Annotated in this window: 8 protein-coding genes; 2 read left to right on the forward strand and 6 right to left on the reverse strand. The window is 62.7% G+C overall.

The genetic code is table 11. From position 1 onward, the window contains the following. Positions 1-54: 54 nt before the first annotated feature. Genes ACSBPU_RS21015 through ACSBPU_RS21030 form a run of 4 tightly spaced genes read right to left on the reverse strand, consistent with a single transcriptional unit; the run spans position 55 to position 4,943 of the window. Positions 55-1,119: a branched-chain amino acid ABC transporter permease gene (locus ACSBPU_RS21015; RefSeq protein ID WP_180069012.1), complete on the reverse strand. Its 1,065-nt coding sequence runs from the start codon at positions 1,117-1,119 to the stop codon at positions 55-57. 29 nt (positions 1,120-1,148) lie between these two features. Continuing rightward, a complete protein-coding gene (locus ACSBPU_RS21020; RefSeq protein ID WP_442593903.1) occupies positions 1,149-2,078 on the reverse strand; it encodes a branched-chain amino acid ABC transporter permease in 930 nt (309 codons plus the stop codon). 15 nt (positions 2,079-2,093) lie between these two features. After that, a complete protein-coding gene (locus ACSBPU_RS21025; RefSeq protein WP_442593905.1) occupies positions 2,094-2,996 on the reverse strand; it encodes an ABC transporter ATP-binding protein in 903 nt (300 codons plus the stop codon). Positions 2,997-3,008: 12 nt separating this feature from the next. Then, positions 3,009-4,943 (reverse strand): AMP-dependent synthetase/ligase, encoded by a 1,935-nt coding sequence (locus ACSBPU_RS21030; protein ID WP_442598465.1) that lies wholly within the window; start codon positions 4,941-4,943, stop codon positions 3,009-3,011. Between the two features lie 181 nt (positions 4,944-5,124). Between ACSBPU_RS21030 and ACSBPU_RS21035 the strand changes: the two genes are divergently transcribed. Then, complete coding sequence (locus ACSBPU_RS21035) at positions 5,125-5,799, forward strand: cyclic nucleotide-binding domain-containing protein (protein ID WP_180069005.1); 675 nt, start codon at positions 5,125-5,127, stop codon at positions 5,797-5,799. Between the two features lie 63 nt (positions 5,800-5,862). On the opposite strand, the gene ACSBPU_RS21040 is transcribed toward ACSBPU_RS21035, so the two are convergent. Continuing rightward, a complete protein-coding gene (locus ACSBPU_RS21040) occupies positions 5,863-6,828 on the reverse strand; it encodes a Bug family tripartite tricarboxylate transporter substrate binding protein (RefSeq protein WP_442593908.1) in 966 nt (321 codons plus the stop codon). 294 nt (positions 6,829-7,122) lie between these two features. Here ACSBPU_RS21040 and ACSBPU_RS21045 point away from each other — a divergent pair, with 294 nt between their 5' ends. Next, positions 7,123-8,412, forward strand: a complete 1,290-nt coding sequence (locus ACSBPU_RS21045) for a Glu/Leu/Phe/Val dehydrogenase (protein WP_180069001.1) — start codon at positions 7,123-7,125, stop codon at positions 8,410-8,412. Between the two features lie 99 nt (positions 8,413-8,511). Here ACSBPU_RS21045 and treY read toward each other — a convergent pair whose 3' ends face one another. Then, positions 8,512-11,178: a malto-oligosyltrehalose synthase gene (treY, locus tag ACSBPU_RS21050; RefSeq protein ID WP_442593910.1), complete on the reverse strand. Its 2,667-nt coding sequence runs from the start codon at positions 11,176-11,178 to the stop codon at positions 8,512-8,514. Positions 11,179-11,192: the final 14 nt, after the last annotated feature.

An 11,192-nucleotide genomic window follows, 5' to 3' on the forward strand; every position in this document is an offset into this window, starting at 1 on the left:
GACGGCGCAGGCTGGACGGATGGTGAAACGGAATCAGCCGATTTCCCGTTCTGATCAATGCGGAAACGGCCAGATCCTGAGTTTTTCCTTGCCTATGCTCCAAAGCCGTGCCAAGCCATGTGGCTCGACAATGAGAAAAAATACGATCAGGGCGCCGAAGACCATGTGTTCGATGTGCGAAGCCGTGTCCACCGCCAGGGAAAGGCCGAAGAAATGCGGCACATTGGTGAGGAACACCGGCAACAGCACCATGAAAGCCGCGCCGAAGAAGCTGCCGATGATGGAACCCAGGCCGCCGATGATGACGATGAACAGCAGCTGCAGCGAACGGTTCAGGTCGAAGGCCAGGGGTTCCCAGGAACCCAGGTGGATATAGGCCCACAGGGCGCCCGCCACGCCGATGATGAACGAGCTGACCGCGAAGGCCGTGAGTTTGGCGTAGACGGGCCTTATGCCGATGACGGAGGCCGCGACGTCCATGTCGCGTATGGCCATCCATTGCCGGCCGATGGCGCCGCGCACCAGATTCTTGGCCAGAAGCGCGAAGACCACCACGAAAGCCAGGACGAAGAGATAGCGCTGCACCGGCGTCTGGACCGGCAGGCCGAAAGCGGACAGCGCCGGCACCGACACGTTGCCGGACGACGAATAATTGGTGAAATAGGGAATGCGCAGGAAGGCCCAGTCGACGAAGAACTGCGCCGCCAGCGTGGTCACCGCCAGGTACAGGCCCCGTATACGCAAGCTGGGCACGCCGAACACCACACCCACCAGGGTTGCGAAGACGCCGCCCAGAAGAATCTGCACCACCAGTGGCGTCGCGGGCAACCGCACGCCGAAATTCCAGGCAGCGTAGGCGCCCACCGCCATGAAGGCGCCCGACCCGATGGAGATCTGCCCGCAATACCCCACGAGGATATTCAGGCCGATGGCCGCCAGCGAAAGAATCAGGAAGGGCGTGAGTATGGCCTGAAGGAAATACGGCGTGGCGAGCAGGGGCACCGCCACGACGGCGATGGCAAGCATCCCCAGGACGAACACCCGGTCCTGACGTATGGGGAAAATCTGTTGATCCGCCCGGTACGTGCTTTTGAACTGGCCGTTTTCACGATAGAACATAGTCTTTCCGCCTCATCCTCTATGGCCTGTTAAACACGGTCTATGATTTTTTCGCCGAACAGGCCCTGCGGCCTGAACAGCAGGAACACCAGAGCCAGCATGTAGGCGAACCAGATTTCGATGCCTCCGCCCACGAAGGGGCCCAGGTAGACCTCGGAGAGTTTTTCGCCCACCCCGATGATCAGCCCGCCGATGATCGCCCCCGGCACCGAGGTCAGCCCGCCCAGGATCACGACCGGCAAGGCCCGCAGCGCAGCGGTGGACAATGTGAACTGAACGCCGAACTTCGAGCCCCAGATGATGCCGGCCACCAGTGCGACCAGCCCGGCGACGGTCCAGACCACCACCCATATCCGGTTCAGGGGTATGCCGATGGACTGCGCCGCCTGGTGGTCGTCGGCCACAGCCCGCAAGGCGCGGCCCACGCTGGTGTACTGGAAGAAAAAAGCCAGGGTGGCCACCAGCAAGGCTGCGATGACCGCCGCGGTAAGGTCTTCCAGGCTGATCAGCAAGCCGCCTTCGAAGATGCCGTCCAGGATGAAGGCCGGATCCTTGGGCATGCCGACGTTGATGGAATACACGCTGCTGCCGAACATAATCTGGCCCATGCCGTCGAGGAAATAGCTGATGCCTATGGTGGCCATCAGCAGTGTCGTGCCTTCCTGGTTGACCAGGTAGCGCAGCACCCAGCGCTCGATGATCACCGCAATCAGCCACATGAACAGCGCGCTGACGACGAAGGCCAGGAGATTGCCGAGAATCATGCTTTCGATGCCCAGCCATCGCGGTATCCATTCCGAGAACCGGGCCATGGACAAGGCGGCGATCAGCACCATGGCGCCCTGCGCGAAATTGAAGACGCCCGAGGCCTTGAAGATCAGTACGAAGCCCAGCGCCACGAGGGAATACAGCATTCCCGTCATCAAGCCGCCAAACAATGTTTCCAGGAAAAATGCCATGTTTGCGGTCCTTTCCTAGGCCCTGGGGCCTGTCGATGCCGAAGGCGGGGTCAGACCCCGTACGGGGTCTGACCCCTGGCTCGAAGCCGGAGTTGGGGTCGGACCCCGTACCGGGTCTGACCCCTGGCTTGCCGTTTCACCCGCCCCGAGATAAGCCTGGATCACCTCGGGACTTTGGCGGACGTCGTCCGGCGTTCCGTCGCCGATTTTCCGCCCATAGTCGAGGACCACCACGCGATCGGAGATATCCATGACCACGCCCATGTCGTGCTCGATCAGGACGATGGTGGTTCCGTATTCGTCGTTCACATCGAGGATGAAGCGGCTCATGTCCTGTTTTTCTTCGATGTTCATGCCCGCCATGGGTTCATCGAGCAGCAGGATGCGTGGTTCCATGGCCAGGGCGCGGCCCAGGTCCACCCGCTTCTGCAACCCATAAGGCAGCCGGCCGACCGGCGTTTTCCTGTGCGCCTGGATTTCGAGGAAATCGATGATGTTCTCGACGAACTCCCGATGCTCGATTTCTTCGCGCTCCGCCGACCCCAGACGCAGGGCCTGGGCAAGGATGCCGCTTTTCATGCGCAGGTTGCGGCCCGTCATGATATTGTCCAGCACGCTCATGCCCTTGAACAGCGCCAGGTTCTGGAAGGTGCGTGCAATGCCCATTTCCGCCGCGCGGCGCGAGTTCATCCTGGAAAACCGGGTGCCGTCGAGCAGGATCTCGCCCTTCTGCGGGGTATAGACGCCATTGATGACGTTCAGCATGGAGCTCTTGCCCGCGCCGTTGGGCCCGATGATGGCGCGGATCTCGTGTTCGCGGATATCGAAGGAAATATCGGTCAGTGCCTTGACGCCTCCGAAGGACAGGGAAATGTTCCTGAGGTCGAGGACGACTTCGCCTATCTGACGGTTCTGCATGCCCTGGGTCATCTATGCGGCCTTCCTGGAATTGACGGGGTAGGTCTTTGCCGGAATGATTTGCAGGTCGGCTGAAATCCTGCCGCTGCGGCCGTCCTCGAATTTGACTTCGGTCTCGATGAACTGGCTGGCCTTGCCGTCGAACATCGCGTCGACCAGTATCCGGTATTTCTCGGCGATGAACGCCCGCCTGACTTTGCGCGTACGGGTGAGCTCGTCGTCGTCGGGATCGAGCTCTTTATGCAGGATCAGGAAACGCGCGACCTGCGATCCGGCAAGCTGAGGGTCGGTGGCCAGGTCCGCGTTGACCTGGTCCACGCATTCGCGGATCAGTTCCGCGACCTGAGGCTTGCCGGCCAGGTCTGTGTAGCCCGCATAAGGAAGACCGCGGCGCTCGGCCCAGTTGCCCACCGCTTCCAGATCGATATTGACGAAGGCGCAGACTTCGGAGCGCCCCGCGCCGAACGCCACTGCTTCTTTGATGTACTGAAAGAACTTGAGCTTGTTCTCGATATATTTCGGAGCGAACAAGCTGCCGTCCGCCAGCTTGCCGACATCTTTGGCGCGGTCGATGATCTTGAGCTGCCCATCGGTGTCCAGATAGCCCGCGTCGCCCGTGTGATACCAGCCGTCTTCTGTATAGGACTCGGCCGTGGCGGCCGGATTCCGGTAGTAGCCCTTGAACAGGCCGGGGCTCTTGACCTGGATCTCGCCGCTGTCGGCCACCCGGATTTCCACGCCCTTTACCGGCGGCCCGACGGTATCGGAACGCACTTGCCCGTTTGCCTGCACGCATACGAACACCGAAGTTTCGGTGGAGCCGTACAGCTGCTTGAGATTGATACCGATGGAGCGATAGAAGATGAACAGGTCGGGCCCGATGGCTTCGCCCGCCGTATATGCGACACGCACGCGGCTCATGCCCAGGGCGTTGCGCAAGGGTCCGTAAACCAGCAGGTTTCCCAGGGCATATTTGAAGCGGTCCCAATTGCCCACTGTGGTGTCCCGGTCCAGGATGCGGACTCCGACGCGGCGCGCAAGCTTCATGCATGCGTGAAACAGCTTGCGCTTGATGGCGCTGGCGTCTTCCATGCGGATCATGACGTGCGTCAGCAAGCCTTCGAGGACGCGCGGCGGGGCGAAATAATAGGTGGGACCGACGTCGCGCATATCGATCGCCACGGTGTCAGGGGATTCGGGATGATTGACGGTGAAGCCCGTGACCAGGAACTGCGTGTACGAGAACATGTTCTGGCCTATCCATGCGGGCGGCAGGTAGGCCAGCACGTCTTCGCGATCGGTCAGTTGCTCGAATTCCTGTATGGCCAGCGCCCGGTCGATCAGGGCGTGATGGCTCAGCATGACCCCTTTGGGCTTGCCGGTGGTGCCCGAGGTATAGAACATGGCGGCCGCATCGTGAGGATCGATGGCGGCGATGGCGTGGTCGACATAGTCGGGATGCGCGGCGGCGTGCTCGCGCCCAAGCTCGAGAACGCGGCCGAACTCCATCAGCCTGTCGTCTTTATAGTTGCGCAGGCCGCGCGGGTCGTCGTACACGATGCGCGTAAGCCCGGGATACTGGTCGCTGGCTTCCAGCAGCTTGTCGACCTGCTCCTGGTCTTCGACGACGGCCACGCTGATTTCCGCATCCTGCAGCACGTACAGCATTTCCTGCGCCACCGCATCCTGGTACAAGGGAACCGGGATAGCGCCTACGCACTGCGCAGCCATCATCGCCAGATATAGGCGGGGACGGTTCTCGCCTACAATGGCCACGTGCTGCCCGGCGCGCAGTCCCAGCGCGGCCAGCCCATGGGCAAGCTCACGCGCCTGTTGCGCAACTTCGGCCCAGGTAATGGTTTGCCAGATGCCAAGGTCCTTCTCGCGCATGGCGGGGCGCGCGCCACGCACTCTGGCATGGTGCGACACCAGCGCAGGGAATGTCATCCCTGCTTCGGCGTTCGGCGAAGCGAGATTTTTCGCCACGTTGTCTCCTCCGGTCGGTAGATTTCCTAGTGCTTGCGCACCTTCCGAACGTTTTATTATTGAGCTGTGTATAAGTTATAGGCTCGTCATCGCGTCAACTGTCACGAACGTGACATTCCTGCTTATTCTAGGGTTAATCCTCATGCTCATGAAAGACTCCCTGCAAGACGCAGCCGCCTGGTTCAAGCTGCTGGACGGCGAACAACAGGAGCGCGTACAGCGAGACGTTTCCATCACGCACTATCCGGCCGGCGCCATGATAGAACGCAAGGGCGAGCATGCCCATGCGTGGCTGGGCGTCGTAAGCGGCCTGATCAAGGTCTCGGTGGGAAACTCCGACGGCAAGGTTGCGTCTTTGATGGGCGTGCCCGCGGGCGGCTGGCTGGGCGAAGGCTCGCTTCTGAAAAATGAAGCGCGCAAGTACGACGTCGTCGCCTTGCGCAACACCAGCATCGCCCGGCTCCCGGACCAGACATTCAACTGGCTGCTCGATCGCAGCATTCCGTTCAATCGCTATCTGCTGCATCAACTGAACGAGCGCGTGGGGCAGTTCGTGGGCAAGGCGGAATCCGACCGTCTGCTGGCACCCGACGCGCGGGTCGCCCGGTGCCTGGCGGAGCTTTTCAATCCCCTGCTGTACCCCAGTCGCAACATGCGCCTGGACATCACGCAGGAAGAAGTCGGATACTTGGCGCGCATATCGCGCCAGCGTGCCAACCAGGCCTTGAGCAAACTGGAATCCGCCCAGTTATTGAAGGTCGAGTACGGCGCTTTGCAGGTCCTGGACCTGGAAGGCCTGAAGCGCTACGGCCAGTGATGAACGCGCCATGGCTTTGTGAGTGGTCGGACCCCGTACGGGGTCCGACCCCTCCCCTACCTACTAATCCAGCTTGATGCCGGCGTTCTTGATGACCTCGGCCCATTCAGCCCGCTGCGCATCCGAATAGCTCTTGAACTCGGCGGCCGGCATGGGCAGGGGTTCGACGCCCATGCTCCGGATCTTGGAATCGACCTCTTCGGACTTCAACGATGCCTGGAGCTCGGTGCTGAGCTTGTCCACGACTTCGCCGGGGAGGTCGGCGGGGCCGACAAGCCCTTGCCATGCATACGCGGTGAAGTTCTGGACACCCGCCTCCGCCATGGTGGGCACCTGCGGCAGCAAGGCGATGCGCTCGGGCGTGGCGACGGCCAGCACCCGCAGCTTGCCCGCCTTGATATTGGCCAGCGCAGATGCGGAATCGACAAATCCCAGGCTCACCTGGCCGCCCAGAATATCCTGCAAGGCGGGAGCTGCGCCCTTATAGGGCACGTGCTGGATCTGCACCTTGGCGCGCTGCTTGAACATCTCCAGGGCCATGTGGTGGGGCGAGCCCGCCCCGGCCGACGCGGAAGTAAGCTGCCCGGGTTCCTTGCGCGCCGCTTCCAGAACATCGCCAACCGACTTGAACGGGGAGTCTTCCTTGACCGCCAGCATCAGCGGAAAACGCGCCAGGCCGCCGATATAGGTGAACTTGGCCGGATCGTACTGCAAAGAGGAATACAAGGAAGGGTTGAAGGCCAGCGTTCCGGAATCGGCCGTGCCCACCACGTAGCCGTCGGCTTTGGCGCCCTGTATGTATGTGGCGCCCACGATCGTGGCCGCACCGGGCTTGTTTTCCACCACGATGGTCTGCCCCAGCCTTTTTTCAAGGCTGGACGCCACCACACGTCCGATGACGTCGGAACCGCCGCCTGCGGGATAAGGAATGACCCACTGCACGGCCCGCTCGGGCCACGCGGCGGCTTGACTAAGGCCCGCAACACCCAGGAGCGACGCAGCCACTATGGATTTCAAAAGTTTAGACATGGAACTTTGCCTCATTGAATTTATAAATTTGAATATTTCCCGCGCTTGATTATGCATCCAAATATCCGATAATGAAATCCGGGCCGGCCCTCGTCGTCAGGGCATGCGCAGCCCCGGTCGGGCGAGGCCGCATCCGCCCTGTTGCCCCGGCATGCCCTCGCGTTCCGTCCCCTTTTTAGTATCCGCCGACGAAAAAAAGGGACGCTACCCTGGCAAGGCACTAAAATATCCGCATTCCCAATACACCGCCCGCGCCGGCGGGCGCTACACCCTCACGTTTAAGGCCTCTTTCACATGTCAGAAAATCCGACGCACCCGCTCCCTTCGTACCTGCACGCAGACGACCTTGGCCCCTGGGGCATATACCTTGAGCAGGTAGAGCGCGTTACGCCATACTTGGGCAAGCTGTCCAAATGGGTAGAAACCTTGAAGCGTCCCAAGCGCACCCTGATCGTGGACATCCCCGTCGAGCTCGACAACGGCACCATTGCCCACTTCGAAGGGTATCGCGTGCAGCACAACACCAGCCGCGGCCCGGGCAAAGGCGGCGTGCGCTTCCACCAAGACGTCACGCTGTCGGAAGTCATGGCGCTGGCGGCCTGGATGTCGGTCAAATCGGCGGCCGTCAATCTGCCGTTCGGCGGCGCCAAAGGCGGTGTGCGCATCGATCCGCGCAATTATTCCCGCGCCGAACTCGAACGCATCACCCGGCGCTATACCAGTGAAATCGGCTCCATCATCGGGCCCAACAAAGACATCCCCGCGCCCGACGTCAACACCAACGCCCAGACCATGGCCTGGATGATGGACACCTATTCCATGAATGAAGGCGCCACCACCACCGGCGTGGTCACCGGCAAGCCGGTCGCCCTGGGGGGCAGCCTGGGCCGAGTCGAAGCCACCGGCCGAGGCGTCTTCGTGGTGGGCACCGAGGCCGCCCACGATGCCGGCATTCCCATCGAAGGCGCGCGCGTCGTCATACAAGGCTTCGGCAACGTGGGCGGCACGGCCGCCCGCCTCTTCTACGAGGCAGGCGCGAAGGTCATTGCCGTCCAGGACCATACCGGCTGTGTGCACCATGCCGGCGGACTCGATGTGCTCGGCCTGACCAAGCACGCCGAAGAGCACGGCGGCATCGCGGGCTGCCCGGGCACCGAGCCGCTTTCCCCCGCCGAATTCTGGTCGCTTGAAACCGAACTCCTGATTCCCGCGGCCCTGGAAGGCCAGATCAACGAGAAAAACGCGGACAGCATCCGCGCGAAAATCGTGATCGAAGGCGCCAACGGCCCCACCACGCCCGAGGCGGACGACATCCTCACTTCCAAGGGTACCTTGATCGTTCCCGACGTGCTGGCCAATGCGGGCGGCGTAACGGTCAGCTATTTCGAGTGGGTCCAGGACTTCTCCAGCTTCTACTGGACCGAACCCGAAATCAACCATCGCCTCGAAGCCATGATGCGCAGCGCCTACAGCTCCGTATCCGCCGTGGCCAAAGAGCACCGGGTCAGCCAGCGTACCGCGGCCTTCATCACCGCGTGCACGCGCATTCTGGAAGCACGCGAACTGCGCGGCCTTTATCCCTGACCGGGGTCGTGGGGTCAGACCCCGTACGGAGTCTGACCCCCAACAGACCAGAGGGGTCAGACCCATGGGTCTGACCCCGCCCGGGTCTGACCCCGGCCCTCAAGCCTCGACCAGCAGCGCCACGGGCAAGCCGGCCAGGAGGCCGGCGACATCGAGTACGCCGCCCGCCCCGCCGCCGAATCGTTCGCCGGTCAGCGCATCGCTCAAGGCAGCGCCCGCATACCGCGACGGCAGCACCAGCCTGGTGCCCCGCCAGTAGGCGGCGGGCAGCATGGGGGTGGAAGCGCCCAGGCCTATCGCCTGCGCGCACAAGCGCGGAACCACGACGATTGCATGCTGCTCGCCCAGCACACGCATGAAGGCCAGCACGTGTCCGGACCGCGGCCCGTCGATCCTTAACGGCACATACTCGCCCTTGCGGAACAGCTCCGGCATGCTGCGCCGCAGCGCCAGCGATCGAGTCAGCACCGACTGCTTGACCGCCCCCGACCTCCAGTCCCGCAGCAGCGCGGACGAGTCCTTTCCATCGAGCTCTTCCAGCAGGCGAGAACGCGGCTCGTAAGCCACTGCGCGCCGGTTATCGGGATCCACCAGGCTGAAGTCCCACAACTCCGTGCCTTGGTACAGATCGGGGATGCCGGGCGACATCAGCCTCAGCATCAGTTGCGCGAGGCTGTTGACGACGCCGGCGGGCGCCACATCGTGAGCGAATTCACCGATCTCCGTCAGCAGCGCGTGGTTGGGTCCGCCGACACGCAGGCTGTCGATGAACTCGGCGGCCCGCGCTTCGTAGGCCTGGTCCGGCGCCATCCAGCTGCTGCCCTGCTTGGCCTCGCGCAGCGCCTTGAGCTGCCATGTGGCTATCCTGTCCAGATAGGCCTGCCGGCCGGATGCCGCATCCGGCGCCAAGTCCAGCGGCCATGCGCCAACCAGCATCTGGAACAGCATATAGCGCTCTCCCGCCCGGCGGGCGCTGCCCACTGGATATTCATGCTCGGCATCACGCAGCCATCCACCGGCCTTGCGCCCCCACTGCAGCGGTATCTCGCTGAGCACCGCCAGACGGGCCCGGACGTCCTCTCCGCGCTTGTGGTCATGAGTGGCCGTCGCGAGCATCGACATATTGCCGTAACGGGCCCGCCAGGCATTTTGCTGGTGGAAATCATCCACCGATAAAGAAAACACCGCCGGGTCGGACCCCACCTCATTGCGCGACAGCAGGCGCCCGTATCGATAGAATACGGTGTCCTCCAGAGATTTTGCCGCAAGCGGGGGCGTCAACTGCTGGAAGCGGTTCAGCACGGCTTTCCGTGCATCGCCGCTGCCCGGCGCATCCGGAATGGCGACGCTTCCGCAAGGCTTGCCGCCCAGCCAGCCGTCCAGGCAGGCCAGCAATTGCCCGCCCTCGTAGCGCTCCAGCTCCAAACGCTCGGCCACTACCGGCAGCAAGCGCTTGAACAAGTCCGCATCAGCCTGCCGGCGCCCGCTTCCGTCTGCATAGGTGCGATACACCGAAAAATCGATCAACAGCTCGTCCATGACGCGGCCGATGGCTTCAATGCTCCAGTCCCGGCCTTCCAGCCCACGCTGCGCCACGTCGTGCAATGCTTCCAGCAATGCCTTCCGTTCTGCCACGAAATAGCGCTGCAACATCAGCGCCCGCGCCTGGCGCACATGCTCGCGGACATCGCGACCATCCTGCGCCACGGCGCTCCATGCGGATGTCAGTGCGGCCTTGCCTCCCGGATCGTGCAGCACGGCGCCCACTTGGTCCATGAAGTCATATCCCGTCGTCCCATCCGCCTGCCAATCGCCATCCAGCGTTTCACTGGGCGCGAGGATCTTCTCGACGACGATCCAGGCGCGGTCAGAGCCTGGGCCCGCCGGGCGGCGCGAAGCGCGCTCGTCAAGTGCGGTGCGCAATCGGCGGCAGTATCCCAACGGATCGGCAAGCCCGTCCACATGATCGATCCGAAGACCATCGATCCAGCCGTCCTCATACAGGCTCAAAGGCAAAGCGTGCACCGCCTCGAAGGTTTCTTCCAGCTCAACGCGCACGCCGATCAGTTCGGTGATGTCGAAGAACCGGCGCCAGTTGATGCCGTCGGCCGCGCTGCGCCACCAGGAAAGCCGGTAATGCTGGCGCTCGAGCAGATCGTGCAGGCGCTGGCGGCCGTCTGCATGATCACCGCTGAAGAGGCTCTGGGACTGGGCCGGATCCAGTCCCAGGCCCGGCATCGTGCCTTCGGCAATGGGATAGGGATTGCCGCAGGCTTCTATGCGCCAGGCTGCGGCCCGGCCATCGTACGCGAGCCGGATGTCGCCGTTTGCAAGGCTTTCCGCGTAAGGGCGCGCAAGAAAGGGAGCCATGACCTTGCCGCGCAGTTGCGGATCCGCCGCCTGCCAGTTGATATCGAACCATGCCGCGTAAGGACTTTTCACGCCGAGCTCAAGCACGCTCCACCACCAGGCATTGTCGGCATGGACCGCCATGTGGTTGGGCACGATGTCCAGGATCAGGCCCATGTCGTGCTCGTGCAAGCGCTCCGCCAGCCTGATCAGGCCTTCTTCCCCGCCCAGCTCCCCGCTAACGCGTGTAGGATCGACCACGTCATAGCCATGGCGGGAGCCGGGGCGCGCCCGGGTGACGGGCGACAGATAGAAATGCGAGACGCCCAGGCGGGAGTAATAAGGCACCTGCTCGCGCGCCGCATCGAAACCGAACTCGGAATGCAATTGCAGGCGGACGGTGGACAACGGTGTCATGGAAAGACTCTCCT

This window comes from Parapusillimonas sp. JC17, from assembly GCF_052180245.1.
Classification (GTDB): Bacteria; Pseudomonadota; Gammaproteobacteria; order Burkholderiales; family Burkholderiaceae_B; genus Parapusillimonas.

Coding starts and splice junctions, on each gene's coding strand:
- ACSBPU_RS21035 (WP_180069005.1), top strand. CDS start 5,125: ATGCTCATGAAAGACTCCCTGCAAGACGCAGCCGCCTGGTTCAAGCTG.
- ACSBPU_RS21030 (WP_442598465.1), bottom strand. CDS start 4,943: ATGACATTCCCTGCGCTGGTGTCGCACCATGCCAGAGTGCGTGGCGCG.
- ACSBPU_RS21045 (WP_180069001.1), top strand. CDS start 7,123: ATGTCAGAAAATCCGACGCACCCGCTCCCTTCGTACCTGCACGCAGAC.
- treY (WP_442593910.1), bottom strand. CDS start 11,178: ATGACACCGTTGTCCACCGTCCGCCTGCAATTGCATTCCGAGTTCGGT.
- ACSBPU_RS21015 (WP_180069012.1), bottom strand. CDS start 1,119: ATGTTCTATCGTGAAAACGGCCAGTTCAAAAGCACGTACCGGGCGGAT.
- ACSBPU_RS21025 (WP_442593905.1), bottom strand. CDS start 2,996: ATGCAGAACCGTCAGATAGGCGAAGTCGTCCTCGACCTCAGGAACATT.
- ACSBPU_RS21040 (WP_442593908.1), bottom strand. CDS start 6,828: ATGTCTAAACTTTTGAAATCCATAGTGGCTGCGTCGCTCCTGGGTGTT.
- ACSBPU_RS21020 (WP_442593903.1), bottom strand. CDS start 2,078: ATGGCATTTTTCCTGGAAACATTGTTTGGCGGCTTGATGACGGGAATG.